This is a genomic window from Streptomyces sp. NBC_00203, from assembly GCF_045206325.1.
In the GTDB taxonomy this organism is placed as follows: domain Bacteria; phylum Actinomycetota; class Actinomycetes; order Streptomycetales; family Streptomycetaceae; genus Streptomyces; species Streptomyces lutosisoli.
Genome location: NZ_CP108126.1, coordinates 1,678,283 through 1,696,371, shown reverse-complemented (window position 1 = coordinate 1,696,371; position 18,089 = coordinate 1,678,283). Strand labels below are relative to the sequence as shown.

General features: G+C 70.0%; 16 protein-coding genes and 1 riboswitch. Of the genes, 6 read left to right on the top strand and 10 right to left on the bottom strand.

Annotated features, from left to right (window positions below):
- The first annotated feature begins 86 nt into the window (after positions 1–86).
- Positions 87–1,466 (top strand): DNA polymerase IV, encoded by a 1,380-nt coding sequence (locus OG975_RS07940; RefSeq protein ID WP_406328387.1) that lies wholly within the window; start codon positions 87–89, stop codon positions 1,464–1,466.
- A gap of 115 nt (positions 1,467–1,581) precedes the next feature.
- Here the strand turns inward: OG975_RS07940 and OG975_RS07935 are convergent, their stop codons facing one another.
- On the bottom strand, positions 1,582–1,953 hold the full coding sequence (locus OG975_RS07935; RefSeq protein WP_406328386.1) for a PRC-barrel domain-containing protein: 372 nt from the start codon (positions 1,951–1,953) through the stop codon (positions 1,582–1,584).
- A gap of 114 nt (positions 1,954–2,067) precedes the next feature.
- A riboswitch (glycine riboswitch) is annotated at positions 2,068–2,163 on the top strand.
- 178 nt (positions 2,164–2,341) lie between these two features.
- Between OG975_RS07935 and gcvP the strand changes: the two genes are divergently transcribed.
- Positions 2,342–5,224 carry an aminomethyl-transferring glycine dehydrogenase gene (gene gcvP, locus OG975_RS07930; protein WP_406328385.1) on the top strand — a complete coding sequence of 961 codons (2,883 nt, stop codon included), beginning with the start codon at positions 2,342–2,344 and terminating at the stop codon, positions 5,222–5,224.
- Positions 5,225–5,356: 132 nt separating this feature from the next.
- Here gcvP and OG975_RS07925 read toward each other — a convergent pair whose 3' ends face one another.
- Positions 5,357–5,563 (bottom strand): DUF5999 family protein, encoded by a 207-nt coding sequence (locus OG975_RS07925; protein ID WP_327427132.1) that lies wholly within the window; start codon positions 5,561–5,563, stop codon positions 5,357–5,359.
- Between the two features lie 351 nt (positions 5,564–5,914).
- A complete protein-coding gene (locus OG975_RS07920) occupies positions 5,915–6,499 on the bottom strand; it encodes a hypothetical protein (protein ID WP_406328383.1) in 585 nt (194 codons plus the stop codon).
- Between the two features lie 543 nt (positions 6,500–7,042).
- Between OG975_RS07920 and OG975_RS07915 the strand changes: the two genes are divergently transcribed.
- Positions 7,043–8,560 carry a glutamate-cysteine ligase family protein gene (locus tag OG975_RS07915; protein WP_406328382.1) on the top strand — a complete coding sequence of 506 codons (1,518 nt, stop codon included), beginning with the start codon at positions 7,043–7,045 and terminating at the stop codon, positions 8,558–8,560.
- A gap of 12 nt (positions 8,561–8,572) precedes the next feature.
- Here the strand turns inward: OG975_RS07915 and OG975_RS07910 are convergent, their stop codons facing one another.
- On the bottom strand, positions 8,573–10,336 hold the full coding sequence (locus tag OG975_RS07910; RefSeq protein WP_406328381.1) for a substrate-binding and VWA domain-containing protein: 1,764 nt from the start codon (positions 10,334–10,336) through the stop codon (positions 8,573–8,575).
- A 186-nt stretch (positions 10,337–10,522) separates the two neighbouring features.
- Here OG975_RS07910 and OG975_RS07905 point away from each other — a divergent pair, with 186 nt between their 5' ends.
- Complete coding sequence (locus OG975_RS07905) at positions 10,523–11,323, top strand: CPBP family intramembrane glutamic endopeptidase (RefSeq protein ID WP_406328380.1); 801 nt, start codon at positions 10,523–10,525, stop codon at positions 11,321–11,323.
- A 72-nt stretch (positions 11,324–11,395) separates the two neighbouring features.
- Here OG975_RS07905 and OG975_RS07900 read toward each other — a convergent pair whose 3' ends face one another.
- The 4 genes from OG975_RS07900 to OG975_RS07885 form a co-directional block, all read right to left on the bottom strand.
- Positions 11,396–12,205, bottom strand: a complete 810-nt coding sequence (locus OG975_RS07900; protein ID WP_406328378.1) for a PhzF family phenazine biosynthesis protein — start codon at positions 12,203–12,205, stop codon at positions 11,396–11,398.
- A gap of 265 nt (positions 12,206–12,470) precedes the next feature.
- Positions 12,471–12,680: a transcription antiterminator/RNA stability regulator CspE gene (gene cspE, locus OG975_RS07895; protein ID WP_280696269.1), complete on the bottom strand. Its 210-nt coding sequence runs from the start codon at positions 12,678–12,680 to the stop codon at positions 12,471–12,473.
- 180 nt (positions 12,681–12,860) lie between these two features.
- Positions 12,861–14,975 (bottom strand): SpoIIE family protein phosphatase, encoded by a 2,115-nt coding sequence (locus OG975_RS07890; protein ID WP_406328377.1) that lies wholly within the window; start codon positions 14,973–14,975, stop codon positions 12,861–12,863.
- 117 nt (positions 14,976–15,092) lie between these two features.
- Positions 15,093–15,560: a hypothetical protein gene (locus OG975_RS07885; protein WP_406336195.1), complete on the bottom strand. Its 468-nt coding sequence runs from the start codon at positions 15,558–15,560 to the stop codon at positions 15,093–15,095.
- Positions 15,561–15,772: 212 nt separating this feature from the next.
- Here OG975_RS07885 and OG975_RS07880 point away from each other — a divergent pair, with 212 nt between their 5' ends.
- Positions 15,773–16,420 carry a PadR family transcriptional regulator gene (locus OG975_RS07880; RefSeq protein WP_406328375.1) on the top strand — a complete coding sequence of 216 codons (648 nt, stop codon included), beginning with the start codon at positions 15,773–15,775 and terminating at the stop codon, positions 16,418–16,420.
- An 82-nt stretch (positions 16,421–16,502) separates the two neighbouring features.
- On the opposite strand, the gene OG975_RS07875 is transcribed toward OG975_RS07880, so the two are convergent.
- On the bottom strand, positions 16,503–16,931 hold the full coding sequence (locus OG975_RS07875) for an SRPBCC family protein (RefSeq protein WP_406328374.1): 429 nt from the start codon (positions 16,929–16,931) through the stop codon (positions 16,503–16,505).
- A 190-nt stretch (positions 16,932–17,121) separates the two neighbouring features.
- Positions 17,122–17,310, bottom strand: a complete 189-nt coding sequence (locus OG975_RS07870; protein WP_406328373.1) for a hypothetical protein — start codon at positions 17,308–17,310, stop codon at positions 17,122–17,124.
- A gap of 161 nt (positions 17,311–17,471) precedes the next feature.
- Here OG975_RS07870 and OG975_RS07865 point away from each other — a divergent pair, with 161 nt between their 5' ends.
- On the top strand, positions 17,472–18,056 hold the full coding sequence (locus tag OG975_RS07865) for a Clp protease N-terminal domain-containing protein (protein WP_406328372.1): 585 nt from the start codon (positions 17,472–17,474) through the stop codon (positions 18,054–18,056).
- The last annotated feature ends 33 nt before the right edge of the window (positions 18,057–18,089 follow it).

Genomic DNA, 18,089 nt, shown 5'->3' with positions numbered 1-18,089 from the left:
CGCACGGGAGTCTGTCGTACGGGCGAGGCCCAAGGGGAGCGGGCCGTACCGGGGCATTGTCAGTGGCGTAGGGCAGCATCGGACATGTGAGAACCGCGCCCACGATCCTGCATCTCGACATGGATGCCTTCTTCGCCTCGGCGGAGCAGGCGTCCAAGCCGAGCCTGCGCGGGAAAGCCGTCGTGGTGGGCGGGCTCGGACCACGCGGAGTCGTCGCCACCGCCTCGTACGAGGCACGCGTCTTCGGAGTGCACTCGGCGATGCCCATGGCCCAGGCCCGCCGGCTCGCGCCGAACGCCGCGTATCTCGTGCCGCGCTTCGGGCTGTACCGAGAGGTCAGCGAGCAGGTGATGGGGCTGCTGCGGGCCCTGTCACCCCTGGTGGAGCCGTTGAGCCTGGACGAGGCCTTCGTGGACCTGGAGGCGGGTGAGACGGCCTGGGACGAGGGCTCGGCACGGCTGGCCGGGGAGAAGCTGCGCGCGGACATCCGGGCCGTCACGGGGCTCACCGGGTCGGTGGGGCTCGCCGCCTCCAAGATGCTCGCGAAGATCGCCTCGGAGCAGGCCAAGCCCGACGGGCTGGTGCTGATAGAGCCGGGGACCGAGCGCGCGCTGCTGGGACCGATGTCGGTGCGGACGCTGCCGGGCGTGGGGCCCGCGACCGGGGACCATCTGCGGCGGGCCGGGATCACCACCGTGGAGGAGCTCGCCGAGGCGGGCGAGGACGAGCTCGTACGGCTGCTGGGGAAAGCGCACGGGCATGCGCTTCACGCCATGGCGCTGGCGCACGACGAGCGGCCCGTGGTGGCCGAGCGGGAGACCAAGTCGGTGTCGGTCGAGGACACGTACGACGTGGACATCCATGACCGGGTGCGGGTCGGCCTGGAGGTGCAGCGGCTCGCGGACCGGTGTGTGCGGCGGTTGCGGGGGGCCGGGCTGTCCGGGCGGACCATCGTCTTGAAGGTTCGGCGCTACGACTTCTCGACGCTGACCCGGTCCGAGACGCTGCGGGGGCCCACGGACGATCCGGCGGTGGTGCGGGAGGCTGCCGCGCGGCTGCTGGAGGGGGTGGACACGACCGGGGGTGTGCGGTTGTTGGGGGTGGGTGTGTCGGGGCTCGCCGATTACACGCAGGAGGATCTGTTCGCGCAGGCACGGGCGCAGGCCGAGGCCGCCGCGGGGGAATCGGCGGATCAAGCGGAGACGGAGGAGGCGTCGGAGGAGGCCGGCGCCGAGCATGTGCCGCCCGCCGAGCGGCGGTGGCCCGCGGGGCATGACGTGCGGCATGCCGAGTTCGGGCATGGGTGGGTGCAGGGGAGTGGGCTGGGGAGGGTGACGGTGCGGTTCGAGACGCCCTACTCCGAGCCGGGGCGTGTGCGGACCTTCCGTACGGATGACTCGGCGTTGGAGTTGGCGGATCCGTTGCCGTTGGTGGTGGGGGTCGTGTGCGATCGCCGTGGGGGGTGAGGTCGGTCTGGTCGAGCGGGTTGTCTGTGGCTGGTCGCGCCCACGCGGCGGAGCCGCATGACGTCAGAGCCCCGCGCCCCTCACGGGGCGCTTGAGCGGGGGTCGAGCAGTTTCATCACCCCTCGTCCGTTCCCGCCAAGTGGCCGAAATCCCGGTCCGGGGGCGGAGGCGGGGCTGCCACGTCCAGGCCGTAGTGGTGGTAGAGCTGGAGTTCCTGTTCGGGGGAGAGGTGGCGGCCGACGCCGAAGTCGGGGGCGTCCTTGATCAGGGCTCGGTCGAAGGGGATGCGCAGGGCGCCCTCGACGAGTTCACTGGGCTCCAGGGGCACGAAGGCGTCCCTGCTGAACAGGCCTGTGCGTATGGCCGCCCACTCCGGGGCCCCGGTCGCGTCGTCGAGGTAGACCTCGTCGATCGTGCCGATCTTGGTGCCATTGCGGTCGAACGCCTTGCGGCCGATCAGGTTGCGCGGATCGATGTCGGTCTGCACGGTCCCTCCACTTGGTCGCAACTCATCCGTTAGCACTACAAAAGAGCACATTCGGGAAGGCGGCCACTCGAAGGCTTGGGTCTTGTCCTCGCTGGTAGGCTGGCAGGCGGCTGCTGACCCCGTGCGGGAGAGTCCTCCAGACTTCATCGGAGGCGCCGAAGGAGCAAATCCTCCCCGGAATCTCTCAGGCTCACGTACCGCACGGACGAGGTCACTCTGGAAAGCAGGGCGGGTGTCGATGGCGCCTGCCCTCACCGACGGTGAAAACCGGGTCGTCAGCGGACGAGCCGGTGAAGCTCTCAGGTTGAGATGACAGAGGGGGAGGCCGTCGGGGTACCCGTGTCCGGGGTGCCCCTCGAAGGTCGCGTCAGACCAGGAGGCCTCCGCAATGACCGCCAGTCGCATTCCGCTCTCCGAGCTCGAACAGGGAATCCCCTTCGAGCAGCGCCACATCGGGCCCGACTCCGAGGCGCGGGCCAAGATGCTCGCACAGGTCGGATACGGCTCGCTCGACGAGCTGACGGCCACCGCGGTGCCGGACGTCATCAAGAACGCCGAGGCGCTGAAGCTGCCGGGCGCGCGCACCGAGGCCGAGGTACTGGCCGAGCTGCGCTCCCTCGCGGACCGCAACCAGGTGCTCGACCCGATGATCGGCCTCGGTTACTACGGCACCTTCACGCCGCCGGTGATCCTGCGCAACGTCATGGAGAACCCGGCCTGGTACACCGCGTACACGCCGTACCAGCCGGAGATCTCGCAGGGCCGTCTCGAGGCGCTGCTCAACTTCCAGACCGTGGTCGCCGAGCTGACCGGGCTGCCGACCTCCGGCGCCTCGCTGCTCGACGAGGGAACCGCCGCCGCCGAGGCGATGGCGCTGTCCCGGCGCATGGGCAAGAACAAGAAGGGTCTCTTCCTGGTCGACGCGGACGCGCTGCCGCAGACCATCGCCGTCATCGAGACCCGCGCCGAGCCGACCGGCGTCGAGGTCGTCGTCGCCGACCTAAGCGAGGGCATCCCGGCCGGGATCGCCGAGCGCGAGATCAACGGCGTACTCATCCAGTACCCCGGCGCCTCCGGTGCCGTACGCGACCTCAAGGCGATCGTCGAGCAGGCGCACGAGCTGGGCGCGGTCGTCACCGTCGCCGCCGATCTGCTCGCCCTGACGCTGCTCACCTCGCCGGGCGAGCTCGACGCCGACATCGCCGTCGGTACGACGCAGCGCTTCGGTGTGCCGATGGGCTTCGGCGGGCCGCACGCCGGATACATGGCGGTGCGCGAGAAGTTCGCGCGCAGCCTGCCGGGCCGGCTCGTGGGTGTGTCCGTCGACGCGGACGGGCACAAGGCGTACCGGCTCGCCCTGCAGACGCGTGAGCAGCACATCCGCCGCGAGAAGGCGACCAGCAATATCTGTACGGCTCAGGTGCTGCTCGCCGTGATGGCCGGTATGTACGCCGTCTACCACGGTCCCGAGGGCCTGAAGACCATCGCGCGGCGTACGCACCGCTACGCCACGATCCTCGCCGCGGGCCTGCGGGCGGGCGGGGTCGAGGTCGTGCACGGCGCGTACTTCGACACGCTGACCGTGCGGGTGCCGGGCAAGGCCGCCGACGCCGTGGCCGCCGCGCGCGAGGGCGGGGTCAACCTGCACCTCGTCGATGCCGACCATGTGTCGATGTCCTGCGACGAGACCACCACGCGCAGGCAACTGAGCGCCGTGTGGGCCGCGTTCGGTGTCGAGGGCGATGTCGAGGCGCTGGACGCGACGGCACAGGACACACTGCCGGCCGCCCTGCTGCGCGGCGACGACTACCTCACGCACCCGGTCTTCCACCAGCACCGCTCCGAGACCGCGATGCTGCGCTACCTGCGCAAGCTCTCCGACCGTGACTACGCGCTCGACCGCGGCATGATCCCGCTGGGCTCCTGCACGATGAAGCTCAACGCGACCACGGAGATGGAGCCGGTCACCTGGCCCGAGTTCGGCCAGCTGCACCCCTTCGTGCCCGCCGAGCAGGCCCAGGGCTACCTCACGCTCATCCGTGAGCTGGAGGAGCGGCTCGCCGAGGTCACCGGGTACGACAACGTGTCGCTGCAGCCCAACGCTGGTTCGCAGGGCGAACTGGCCGGTCTGCTCGCCGTGCGCGGCTACCACCGGGCCAACGGCGACGAGCAGCGCACCGTCTGCCTGATCCCGTCCTCCGCGCACGGCACGAACGCCGCGAGCGCCGTGATGGCCGGCATGAAGGTCGTCGTGGTGAAGACCGCGGACGACGGCGAGATCGACGTCGAGGACCTGCGCGCCAAGATCGAGCAGCACCGCGACGAACTGTCGGTGCTGATGATCACGTATCCCTCGACGCACGGAGTGTTCGAGGAGCATGTCGCCGACATCTGCGCGCAGGTGCACGAGGCGGGCGGCCAGGTCTACGTCGACGGCGCCAACCTCAACGCGCTGGTGGGCCTCGCCAAGCCGGGTCACTTCGGCGGTGACGTCTCGCACCTCAACCTGCACAAGACGTTCTGCATCCCGCACGGCGGCGGCGGCCCGGGCGTCGGCCCGGTCGGTGTGCGCGCGCACCTGGCGCCGTACCTGCCGAACCACCCGCTGCAGCCCGCGGCCGGTCCCGAGACCGGCGTCGGCCCGATCTCGGCCGCTCCGTGGGGTTCCGCGGGCATCCTGCCCATCTCGTGGGCGTACGTCCGCCTGATGGGCGGCGAGGGCCTCAAGCGCGCCACGCAGGTGGCGGTGCTGTCGGCGAACTACATCGCCAAGCGTCTGGAGCCGCACTTCCCGGTGCTCTACACCGGCCCGGGCGGGCTCGTCGCGCACGAGTGCATCATCGATCTGCGTCCGCTGACCAAGGCGACCGGCGTCACCGTCGACGACATCGCCAAGCGGCTGATCGACTACGGCTTCCACGCGCCGACGATGTCCTTCCCGGTGGCAGGCACGCTGATGATCGAGCCGACCGAGTCCGAGGACCTCGGCGAGATCGACCGGTTCTGCGAGGCGATGATCGCCATCCGCGCGGAGATCGAGAAGGTCGGCTCGGGCGAGTGGGCAGCCGACGACAACCCGCTGCGGGGCGCGCCGCACACCGCCGCCGCGCTCGGCGGGGAGTGGGAGCACGCGTACACGCGTGAGGAGGCCGTGTTCCCGGCCGGAGTCTCGGCGGACAAGTACTGGCCGCCGGTGCGCCGTATCGACCAGGCGTACGGCGACCGGAACCTGGTCTGCTCCTGCCCGCCGCTGGACGCCTACGAGGACTGATCAGCGCTCGGGACTTGAACGCCTACGGGGAGTAGTCACCCTCGGACATGCGTCGGGGCCGGTTCGGAGAGTACGTCTCCGGGCCGGCCCCTCATGTGTCTGGATGGCTGTGTGGCCACCCGGTTGTGCGGCTCAGGCGGCCGTCATCGCGTATTCGCTGCCTCGTGGGCGGTGCGGGGCGATGATCTGGCCGTCGGGCAGGAGCTCACCGGTGTCCTCGAAGAGCAGAACGCCGTTGCACAGCAGGCTCCATCCCTGCTCCGGGTGGTGCGCCACAAGGCGGGCGGACTCCCGGTCGGCTGATTCGGCTGACGGACACGGTGGCTGGTGCTGGCACATTGATGGGATCTTTCGCTGGGTTGAGAGGTGAGTGATGGCTGTGGTGTCTGTCCCGCGGCTCGATGTGGTCATGGCCGCCCCCCGTTGGTGTGTGGTCTGGAACCCAGTGTTGCCCTACGGGCGTCAATCCGCAGGGATTTAGCGGCACCGCTTCTCACAGGTTGATGACGCATCACCCGTGCGGACGGTTCATTCCAACTGCACTGTCACTTCGGGTGGTTTGACGTGGCCGAATGGGGCTAGTCCGGTCGGGCCGACGGGCGCGTTTCCCCTCGTACGAGCGGGGTGCGGCCCTAACGAGCAAAGTGCCCCGCGGCCGGATGAACGGCGGCGGGGCACGGTTGCTTTCGCTTACGCGGGGGAGCTCAGCAGCGGGGCCGGCGTGACCCGGTGGGTGAGGACGGGCAGCAGTTCGGCGACGCGGTGTGGGCGGTGCGCGGCGATGCCGGGCGGGGCGGGCGCCAGTGGCACCAGGAGGTCGGTGGCGGCCGGGTGACCGGTGCTGCCGTCCGCGGCGGTGTCGCCGTGCAGCCAGAGCGTGAGCATGTACAGCTCGGGCACGGACAGCAGGCGTGCCTGGTACGACTGCTTCATGCTCTCCGCCTGGCGCAGGGCGCGTTCGGTGGCGGCGATGTACGGGCCCTCGAAGAAGTGCGAGAAGGCCCAGCCGTCGGGGGTCAGCATGGTCTCGGCCGCGGCCACCGCGCGGTCGCCGCAGCGGATCAGGAAGCGCCACCCGGCGAGCCGCGTGGCGGAGGCGCCCGCGGGGGTGATCCGGTCCAGGACGTGTACGGGCAACGGGAGTTCGGGTGTGGCGGGTCCCTGGGCCATGCGGAGGGACGGAGTACGGGCCTCGCGGACGGCGGTGGGGGAACCGAGTGCCGTGAGGACGGAGCGCAGGGCGGGCGCGGGAGCCGGGGGTACGTGCAGCGGCATGGTGGGTCGCCTCTCATTCGACAGGCACGGTGGCGCGAGGGCCGGGGCGGACGGCGCTGTCAGCTCTCGGGGTCGGAGGGGCGAGGGGGTCTGGATCTGCCGACAGGGTGTCGCCTGCCGTACATCACCTGGACGACAGGACCTAGGACCGCGAGCGCCAACTCTCTGCCTCGTTTGCGGAGTTTATACGACACGTGTTCAGACGGTGTTTCGTCTAGTCGTACCGAATATGAAGAGCAAGGCACTATTCGGCCGGTGAAACGCGAGGTTCATCCCGGTTCTGGGAGGAGGCGCCGCGATGACCTCGGAATACTTCGCCGGAGCGGTCGGCCGATTCTCGTCGGCGTTTTTCACGAGATCATGTCGGGCGGTAACTTGCGCAATGTACCTTGCCCGGTGAATGTGCCGCAGACCTGGATCCAGGGTAGCGGGCGGCGCCCTTGCGCAGGGCGTTATCGATCGCGTTGCCTGGGCATCATCCCCGGTGACCCGGGACGCCAGGGGCCGGAGCATCGGCCTGCCCATCCGAGGAGGGACACTTCGATGGGGGAGAAGGTCGTGGCAGGGCCGTTCGACCTGTCCGATCGCCAGCACTACCGGGGAAAGCTCCGGCAGTGTCTGACGGGGCTGGAGCGGCTGCTGGAGGAGAAGCGGTTCGATCGCCCGAAGAATCTCATGGGTCTGGAGATCGAGTTGAATCTCGCGGGACCCGACGGCATGCCCAGAATGATGAATGCGCAAGTTCTCGAAAGGATTGCGAGCCGCGATTTCCAAACAGAACTCGCCATGTTCAACCTGGAAGTCAACATAGCCCCCCATCGATTGGGCGGCCGGGTATTCGACCGGCTCGCCGAGGAGCTGCGCACCTCGCTCGGGTATGCCCATCGGAAAGCGAGCGAAGTCGACGCCGGAATCGTCATGATCGGCATTCTGCCGACGCTCGGCCAGGACGACCTGGTCTCCTCGAACCTGTCGGACGTCGACCGCTACACCCTGCTCAACGACCAGATCGTGGCCGCCCGCGGCGAGGATTTCGCCCTCGACATCGACGGCGTGGAGCGCCTCGTCTGTACGTCGAAGTCCATCGCGCCCGAAGCCGCCTGTACCTCCGTGCAGTTGCACCTCCAGGTCACCCCGGGCCGGTTCGCGGACGTGTGGAACGCGGCGCAGGCGGTGGCCGCCGTGCAGGTCGCGGTGGGTGCCAACTCGCCGTTCCTGTTCGGCCACGAGCTGTGGCGCGAGTCGCGGCCCCCGCTGTTCCAGCAGTCCACCGACACCCGGCCGCCCGAGTTGCAGGCGCAGGGCGTCAGGCCGCGAACCTGGTTCGGCGAGCGGTGGATCTCGTCGGCGTACGACCTCTTCGAGGAGAACCTGCGCTTCTTCCCGCCCCTGCTGCCGATCTGCGACGAGGAGGACCCGCTCGCGGTCCTCGACGAGGGAGGCATCCCCAAGCTCGCCGAACTCGTGCTGCACAACGGCACCGTGTACCGGTGGAACCGGCCCGTGTACGGCATCGCCGACGGCGTCCCGCATCTGCGCGTGGAGAACCGGGTGCTGCCCGCGGGCCCCACCGTCACCGATGTCATCGCCAACGCGGCCTTCTACTACGGGCTCGTGCGCGCGCTCGCCGAGGAAGCGCGGCCCGTGTGGACCCGGCTGTCCTTCGAGGCCGCCGCCGCCAACTTCGACGCCGCCTGCCGGCACGGCATCGACGCGCGCCTGGAGTGGCCGCGGCGCGGGCGGTACGGCGGGACCACGCGGCTGGACGCCGTGAACCTGGTCCGCGACGAGCTGTTGCCGCTGGCCGCCGCCGGGCTGGACGCATGGGGTGTCGAGCCCGCCGACCGGGACCTGTACCTGGGCGTGATCGAGGACCGGTGCCGACTGCGCGTCAACGGCGCGACGTGGCAGGCGGCCACCTTCCACCGGGCCCTGGAGAAGGGGCTCGGGCGGGATACGGCGCTGGCCGCGACGACCAGGCGGTACGGAGAGTTGATGCACCTCGGGGAGCCGGTGCACACCTGGCCGGTGGGACTGCCGGAGCCGGTGCCGCTGGGGTGAGCGGCGGGAGGGTCAGCTCTGGCTGCCCGCCTCCACGATCGCCTTGAGGATCACCGAGTGGATCTGCGAAGGGTCGTTGACCTGATGGCCCGAGCCGCCGGTCGCCTTGGCGATCTGCTCGATCTCCTCCTTGTCGGCGTCCGGGCCCACCGCGATCGCGATCAGCGGCACCGGACGCTGAGGGTCGGTGAGCTTCTGCAGTTCGGCGACGAGGCTGGAGCGCGAGATGCTGCCCGGGTCCTGGTTGACGCCGTCGGTGAGCAGGACCAGCGCGTTGAACTTGCCCTTCACATACGAGGAGGTGGCCGCCTTGTACGCGGCCAGCGTGGTGTCGTACAGGCCGGTCGCCCCGCCGGGGACGGGCGTCAGGGCGCTGAAGGCCGCCGACAGCTTGTCCCGCTGGGTGCCGCTGCCCTTGCTGTCGCCGAGCCGCTCGGTCGGCACGAGCACGCGGTAGTCCTTGTCGCCGTCGAGTTTCGTGGAGAACTTCCACAGCCCGATCTCGTCCTCGGGCGTGAAGGTGGCGAGGGCCTGCAGCAAGGACGCCTTGGTGACGTCCATGCGGGACTGGTCGGTGCCGGGTACCGGCTCGGACATGGACGCGGAAGCGTCGACGACCGTGGTGATCCGGGCGCTCTGCACCGTGATCGTCCACATGCCGAGCGCCTCCTGGAGAGCCTTCGCCGACGTGGGTTCGGCCGAGGCCTGGGCGTACGGCTGCGGGGAGCGGCCGCCGGCCTCGGTGACCAGCCCGTCCGAAGGTTTCTCGTCGTTCGTGCGGAAGCCGTGCTCCTCCAGGATCTTCTGCGGCTCCGACTCGCCCAGCAGCGTCATGAACCGCAGGGCGGCGCGACTCTCGTCGGTACTCATCCGCTCCTCGTCGACCAGAGTGAACGGGTAGTCGAGCTGGGGCGATCCGTCCTTGGGGTAGAAGAGGTCGAGCCCGTTGCCGTCGTCGGCGGAGGTGTTGTACGTGAACGACGCCTGCTCGGACAGGATCAGCGCCTGGTTGCGCTTCGGGTTGCCCTGCTCGGCGCCGGACGAGTCACGGGGGAGCGTGTCCAGGACCTGGCTGTCGCTGTCGGAGGTGCGCTGCGAGAGGGCCTTCGCCATCGCGGCCGCCTGGGTGTCCCCTCCCTTGGTCCGCGCCGCGGCGGTGCTGAGCTGTGTCAGCGCGAGCAGACCGGTCGCGCTGCGCGTCGGGTCGGCCGCGCCGAGCTTGAGCTGATCGCTCGTCATGGTGGCGCCGGCCAACTCGGTCCAGGTGTACGTCTTGTCGGGCCACCCGAGCGTCTTCGCGGCCGACGGGACCATGGCGACGCCGACCGGCGAGTAGGCGACGTTGCCCGCGTTGGTCACCTTGGTCGCGGTGCTGTCCGCGGTGAGGCGCTGCACCCAGATGTCGGAGTCCGGTACCCATACCTGGACGTCGGACTGCTTGCCCGACCTCAGCGAGTCGGCGAACTTGTACGACTCGCGCGCGGTCACGCTGACGTCGAGGCAGCGGCCGTCGGAGGTGATGTTGTTCTTGCGGGCGTGGTCGGCGGTGGCCCTGAGCGCGGGCGCCACATCCGGCGACGCGGCGACCTCGAGATGGACGGCGTCGTCCTGGCAGGAGGCGCCGAAGGAGAGCAGGCCACCGCGGACCGCGGCCGCAGTGCCCGCCGCGACGGTGAGCACGAGCACCGTCGCGATGGCCACATTGCGGCGGCGCGCGCGAGGTCGGGGGTCGGCGGCGCCCGCCCCGTACTCGTCGGGCAAGCTGTGACGTCCCATGACGGTGGTGCCTCTCCCTGTTGAGCCCTGAGCCGTGAGACAGCCGTAAGACAGACAAAGGGGAGGTACGCCCCGTACGGCGCCCGTCCCCCCAACGGCCTGTCGCGCACGATCTTCGTAACTTCTTTCGAGACCCTAGCGGGGCGAAGATGGGGATGAGGCGGGATTACTCAACTGGAGGCGGGAGTGCAGGTGGAGGCGGGGTCGGTGGCCGATTCTTTTCCGAAGGAGGTGCTGACACGACGGATTCTCCGGGACGAGACGCTGCTCGTCCTGGCGCTCTCGCTCGGTGCGAGCGGGGTGTCCGCGCTGATCAGCTTTGTCGGATCGGTCACCAAACCGGGAGGTCTCAAGGACCAGGCGGCCACCCTCAACGCCTCGGCCGCGCCAGGGCGCCCCTGGCTTGATCTGGCCTGGCAGTTGTTCGGCATCGCGTCGGCTCTGGTGCCGGTCGCGCTGGTCGCGCACCTCCTGCTGCGGGAGGGCGTGGGGCTGCGCGTCATCGGTTTCGACCGCACGCGCCCCTGGCCGGACCTCGGGCGCGGGGCGGCGATCGCGTCGGTGATCGGCAGCACGGGCATCGCCTTCTATCTGGCGGCCCGTGGGCTCGGCTTCAACCTCACCGTGGTGCCGGAGGCGCTGCCCGATGTGTGGTGGAAGTTCCCGGTGCTGATCCTCTCGGCCGTGCAGAACGCCGTGCTGGAGGAGGTCATCGTCGTCGGGTATCTGCTGCGCCGGCTCGGCCAGTTGGGCTGGACGCCGGGTACCGCGCTGATGGCGAGCGCGGTGCTGCGCGGCTCGTACCACCTCTACCAGGGCATCGGCGGCTTCGTCGGCAACATGGCGATGGGTGTGGTCTTCGCCTATTTGTACCGGCGTTGGGGCCGGGTCGGGCCGCTCGTGGTGGCGCACTCGTTGCTCGATATCGGGGCGTTCGTGGGCTATGCGCTGCTGGCGGGGAAGGTGGGGTGGCTGCCCACGGCGTGAGCAGGGCCTTAAGGGGCGTACGAGACTGCCGTACGCCCCTTTCGTGTGCCGTGCCCCGACTCTCGTGAGCCGCTACGCGAGCAGCTCGCCCTCGATGACCGTGACCGCGCGGCCCGTGAGGAGAGTGCGGTCGCCGCGCAGTTCGGTGCGGACGAGACCGGAGCGCGGGGAGGCCTGGAGACCGGTGAGACCGGGGCGGCCGAGGCGCTCGGACCAGTAGGGGGCGAGGGCCGTGTGGGCGCTGCCGGTGACCGGGTCCTCGTCGATGCCGACGTTCGGGAAGAAGCAGCGGGAGACGAAGTCGTAGCCCCGGGAAGGGTCTTCGGCGCGGGCGGTCGCGATGATGCCGCGCGTGGAGTAACGGGCGAGCGCCTTGTGGTCCGGGGCGAGGCCCAGGACCGTCTTCTCGTCGGCGACTTCGATCACCAGGTCGCCGATGTTCGGCCCGGTGTCGAAGGCGGTGAGCGGCTCCGCGCCCAGCGCCTCGGCGACGCCGTCCGGGACCGCGACCGGGGTGAGGGGCGCGGTCGGGAAGTCCAGCGTGATCGAACCGTCGTCATGGGGCGTGGCGATGAGCACGCCGCTGAGCGTGGCGAACCGTACGGGCCCCTCGTGGGCGCCTGTGGTGTGCAGCACGTGCGCGGTCGCCAGCGTCGCGTGCCCGCACATCGCGACCTCGGTGGCGGGGGTGAACCAGCGCAGCGCCCAGTCGGCCTCGCCGCCCTCGGGAAGCCGGCGGGCGAACGCCGTCTCGGCGTGGTTGACCTCCAGGGCCACGTTCTGGAGCCAGGCGTCGTCCGGGAAGGTGTCGAGGAGGAGGACCCCGGCCGGGTTACCGGCGAAGGGGCGGTCGGTGAAGGCGTCGACGATACGAATCCGCATGGGCCGACGCTAGCCGTCACGTGGAGTGGCGGACCAAGGCCAATTCGGGGGAGGTGGACCGATTGTGGGCTCATGCGGCGTCAGGAACATGCGCCCGTCGATGAACCCCAGGCAGTTGCGGCTGGTGGACGGGTACCACAGGATCAGCCCGCCGGCCCGGTGCGGCAGTGGGCGTCTGTGCGGCTGCCGGACCCAGCAGCCGCACAGACGCCTTGAGGTACTGCGGTCATCGCTTCGACCGGGCCGGTTCGTCGGTCGGGTGCGGTCAGATAGCGGTGACGTTGACGGCGGAGGGACCCTTCTGACCGTCTTGGATCTCAAACTCGACATTCTGGCCCTCGGCGAGGGTCTTGAAGCCGTTGCCCTGGATCGCCGAGAAGTGGACGAACACGTCCTTGCTGCCGTCTGCGGGGGTGATGAAGCCGAACCCCTTGCTCTCGTTGAACCACTTGACCTGTCCCTTGAGCTTCGACATCTGTCGCTCCCCTTGTTCGAGCCCTGACCCGGCCGTGTGGCGCTGGGACTTCTACGTCGTGCCCACGGAGTGGATCATCGAAGCTCTAAATCGCGCGAACTTTCCCACCGCATCCAGCCACAGCACGGAAGCCGGATGTCCCGTGACATCGAACATCAAGCTTCCGTGATTGACGTTTGATCACAGCTCGGCAGTGCGGTTGGGCTGAAGCAGGAGCAGGGCGATGTCGTCGGTGTGCTGACTGGCTTGGCGAGTGTGGTGGACGAGGTTGTCCACGAGTTGGTGCAGGGGAAGCCGGCTCCACTCACCGAGGCGGTCCGCGAGGTCGGCGATGGTCTGGGCGATGTCCATGCCGGGGATCTCCACGAGGCCGTCGGTGTAGAGGGCGAGGAGCGCCCCCGGGCCCAGCGGCAGCGTGGTGAGCGGGTAGGAGTGGGTGCCGAGACCCACGCCGAGGGGCGGGCCGGGGTGAATGGCGACGGGATGGGCCCGGTTGTCGGGGTGTCGAAGGACCGGGGGCGGGTGTCCGGCGCTGGCGAGGGTCACCTGGTGGTGGGCGAGGTCGAGGTGGGCGTAGAGGCAGGAGACGAAGCGGCTGGCGTTCAGGTCGGCGAGGTCGCGGTCGGTGCGTGTGAGGACCTGCTCGGGCGTGGCCCCAGCCGTGGCGTGGGAGTGGACGGCCATGCGTACCAGGCCCATGAGTGCGGCTGCCGACATGTCATGGCCTTGCACGTCCCCGATGACGGCTGCGGCGGTGGTGTCGGTGAGGCGGATGAGGTCGTAGAAGTCGCCGCCGAGGTTCACGCCGTGGCTGGCGGGGAGGTAGCGGGCGGCCACGTCGAGTCCGGTCACCGTGGGCAGGGCGTGGGGCAGGAGGGTCTGCTGGAGGGCGTGGGCGAGGCCGTGCTTGGCGTCGTAGAGGCGTGCGCGGTCCAGGGCCTGGGCGATGAGACCGGCGAGCGGCGTGAGGATGGAACGCTCGGCGGCGGTGAATCGGTGGGGGGCGTTGTAGGCGAGCAGCAGAGCGCCGATCGGGCGTCCGGAACTGAGCAGCGGCAGGAAGGCCCATGCCTGTTTGTCGGTGAGTTGCGGCGCCGTGGGGTAAGGGCGGGCAAGCTCTTCCCGGTCGGCGAAGAACAAGGACACGCCGGTGGCCATCGCGCGGCCGGCGGGGGTCGGATCGGCGTCCGCGGGCAGGCCGTCCAATCGCTCGATGACGTCAGGCGCGTACCCGCGGTACCCGATGATCCGAATACGGTCGGGATCGGCAGCGGACATGATCATGCCCTGGGCGCCGAAGGCAGGCAGGACCTGGTCGGCGACCAGGTCGACGACGTCTTGGACGCCGACGGTTTCGGTCAGTGCGGCTGCCAGAACCATCAGAAGATGGATGCGGCTCTCCGGCGAGGCCGCGGCTTCGGTGGAGGGCTGTGTGCCGCGAGCCCTCGACGAGCGGTGGGGTGTGACGAGGATGCTCGTGCCGCTGTCGTCCGCGTGGAGGTGGAGGTCCAGCCACTGGTCCGGCGGCCGGAGGACGGTCAGGGCGACATTCTCGCGGCTGCTCAGAGCAGTGCGGTACGCGTCCATGTACGTGATGTTGTCGAGCCAGGGCAGTGACTGCGACGGTTGGCTGCCCAGCAGCTGCTCCGCGGGTTTGCCGAGCAGTCCGGCGGCGGCGTTGTTCACGTAGGTGATGTGCCCCGCGAGGTCGAGGGCGAGGGTGCCGAGGGGAAGGCGTTCGATCAGGCCGGCCGCCGCCGACGCGGATTGCGGCGTCGGCTCTTCGGGACGCGGAGGGACGAAACGGGGCCGCTCCGGAATCACCGGCGGGCGGACAGCCGCGTTCAGCACGCGCGCGATGCGCCGGGCGCTGAAGGCGATGCGTCCACGCTCACCGCGGCTGAGAAGAGGCGTACGACCGGGAGGCCACGCGAGCAGCAGCGCACCCCGGCAGTGTCGGACATGTCTGAACGGGGCGACCGCGAACGCGAGTTGATAAGGGAGGTTCGCCGCTGCGCGCGGGTAGAGGCGCGCCAGCTCTTCCAGGGAACTCACCCAGACAAGCCGCTCGCTGCGTATCGAATCCTGCACCGGACCGGGCCGGGCGAAGGCGCTCCGCCACCATGGCGCGAAGGCGTCGACCGACATACCGCACAGCGCGACCAGACCCACCACCGATTCATCCGGATCCACCAGATAGACGCCCCCGAGCCCGGCACCCGTCCGGCGCACGGCCGCCGCCAAGGCCGCACCGAGCGGATCGACTGCATCTGGCTGCTCGCCGGACCCGGTCATTCGGCGCAGCACCTCATGCCCATGCTCAGAACGCTAAGCCCGTACGGTCTTGACGGCATGTGGATCAGCCGCGCCGCGCCTTGGCCTCACGCCTCTGAAGGCCCACCCCGCCGGCCCTCACGCCGCAGCGTCATACGCAGCGCGCAACCGGACGCCGCCGCCGGTCCGGGGCCGCGGGGCGCGCTCCGCGAACACAGCCAGACGCAGCACGAGATAGCGGCCGATCCCGACGAGCGCGGTGGCAGACAGATACACCGTCTGTTGCAGGACGAGTCCGGCGCCGGGACGGAGCGCGGCCAGCGAGCCGACCGCGGCGGACGTGACCAGCCAGCCGGCGGCCATGGTGGCCGCGCTCTTCAGGTGGCCGGCCAGACCGGGCCGTCCGTGGCCGAACGAGACGCGGGCGTGCAGCTCGGTGGCGACCACGGTGGAGGCGACGGTGGTCAGCGCGTTCGCCGCCATCCACGGGATCCACTGCGAAAGCAGGACCAGGGCCGCCGAGGCCGCCAGGGTGACCCCGCTGCCCAGCCCGGCGAAGCGTCCGAAGGCCGCCGCGTGCCGACGGATCAGTCGCAGGCCGTTCATGGTGATCCCCTCCCGCTCCGCTGCCCCTGGCGGGGTCGTCGTCGTCATGCCGCGGAGCGTGGCCGAGCACGCATTCAGCGCGGTTTCAGAGCGTTCTCAGGGGTGCCGGCGTTGGTGAAACCGGTGCGGCGACCTTGGGGGTTGTCATCCGAACGCTTCCGATATATCGTTGACGCATCGCGACCGATCAACGATGGAATGGAGTGATTGCGATGCGTTCCCGTGGAGAAGACTTCGGATACGAACACGGACATGGACACCACGGCGGACCCGGTCCTCGTGGTCGGGGCGGCTTCGAGGGGCGGCGTGGGGCTTTCGGGCCCTTCGGGCCGGGTGGACCCGGTGGCCCCGGCTTCGGTGGACCCGGCTTCGGCCCGGGCCCCTGGGGCGGGCGTGGCGGTCGGGGCGGGCCCCGGGGGAGGGCGCGGCGCGGCGACGTGCGCGCGTCGATCCTGGCCCTGCTCAAGGACCGGCCCATGCATGGTTACGAGATGATCCAGGAGATCGCCGAGCGCAGCGGCGGGGCGTGGAAGCCCAGCCCGGGTTCGGTGTACCCGACCCTTCAGCTGCTGGAGGACGAGGGCCTGATCACCAGCGAGGCCGAGGGCGGCAAGAAGCTGTTCTCGCTCACCGAGTCCGGCCGCAGCGCGGCCGACGAGGGTCCCGACGCGCCTTGGGAAGAGGCCGGGCGCGGGGTCGACTGGGAGACGCTGCACGAGATCCGGCAGGCCGGCTTCGGCCTCATGGAGGCCTTCGGTCAGGTCTGGAAGACCGGCAGCAAGGACCAGCGCGACAAGGCGGTGGCGGTCATCAACGAAGCCCGCAAGAAGCTGTACCTGATCCTCGCCGACGAGGACTGACGGCGTGCTGTGGTACCTGACGGCGCCCCGCGGAAGTGTTTCCGCGGGGCGCCTTTCCGCGTACGGGTGCGGCGCGCTGGGCTCAGCCCACCAGTCCGGCCAGCTTGCGCAGCGACTCGTTGAGGGCGGCCGTCGCCGAGTCCTTGAGCTTGCCGGCCATCAGGGAGACGGCCGCGCCGGTGAACTCCCCGTCGATCCGCACCGTCGTGGCGTCGCCGTCGGGGGTCAGGGTGTAGCGGGTGGCGACGTTCACGGCCATCGGGCCCTTGCCGCGGATGGCCAGGGTGCGGGCCGTCTCCAGCTCCTCGATGGTCCAGTTGACCTCGGCCGGGAAGCCCATGAGCTTCATGTTCTCCTCGAAGGTGCCGCCGACCTCGAGTGACGCGGGGCCGCCCTTCGGGAAACTGGTGTGGGTCGAGTTCCACTCGCCGTACGAGGAGAAGTCCGTGAGCTGCGCCCAGACCTTCTCGGCGGGTGCCTCGATACGTGCCTCCGCGCTGACTTCGGCCATGCGACCACCCCTTCGTGTCGGGCGCTGCGCCCGGCGCAGCTACGGTGTCGCGGAACGTAGCCGCAGGCCCTGGAACATTCAATACTGATGAACCGTCAGGAATTGTGGAGGGTCGAACAGCGGCGTCGAAGCGTGGCGTCGAACAGTGGCAGCGAGCAGCGGTGTCGAGCGGTCGCGCGGTGACGGGCGGTCAGCCCACCCGTCGTATCACCGCCGCGTCGAACAGGTCCCACGCCCGCGGGTGGGGACCCTCGTCGTGACAGTGCCATGCCTCCCAGAACAGGTCGGCGAGCAGCGCGTCCTCGGGGGCGTACACCCGGTATACGTACTGCCTGCCGTCGACCGCCGGCAGGATCACCAGCCAGCACCTGCTCTCCATGTTCCGGGGGACGAGCGCCGGAGCGGCACGGTTGCGAGTGGGGCGCGAAGCAAGGCGGCGCGCGCCCCCAGGGGGAAATCGGCGCGAAGTCATCCGTAAGGAGGAGAACCCGCTCATGGTTGCCCACCCTGTGTCGGACGCGAAAATGCTGCCCGCCGCGGATGACCCGGCTCGGAGAGACTGATGGGGTAGGGGTTGTGCCATCCCGTATTCCCCAGCAGTCCGCCGCCGAGAGCGGCTCGAACCGTACGGACATCGATGTCGGGCTCAGTGCCGAGCTGACGTCGGTGGTCTCCGGTGCGCGCAGGAGGGCGCTGCGGGACGGGGACCGGCAGATCGACACCGCCCATCTGCTGCACTCGCTGCTGGAGTCCGACCCGGAAGTGCGCGCGGTCTTCGACGGCGGGCCGCAGGTCGCCCGGCTGCTCGGCTATCTCGTGCAGCGCAGCATCGGCTACGGACTGCGCTGGCAGAGCACCGTCGAGGACTCCGGCGCCGTGCCGGTGGTGGCCGAGGCGGGCTGGTCCCCGGTGGCGGCAGGCGCCATGGAGGACGCGTACGAGCGCGCCGTACTGCGGGGCGACGAACAAGCTCGCGGTCTTGACCTCCTCGCGGCGCTCGTCGCCGATCCCCAGTCACGGGCCGTCGAGGTCCTCGGGCGTGCGGGAGCCGACGCACGCGTGGTGCTGCGGCGGATCGAGGCGGGCTTGGAGGAGTGCGTCGGCGGGGGCGACGCCGACTGCTGAGCCCGGCGGCGGGCCGGCCGCCGAGTCCCAGTC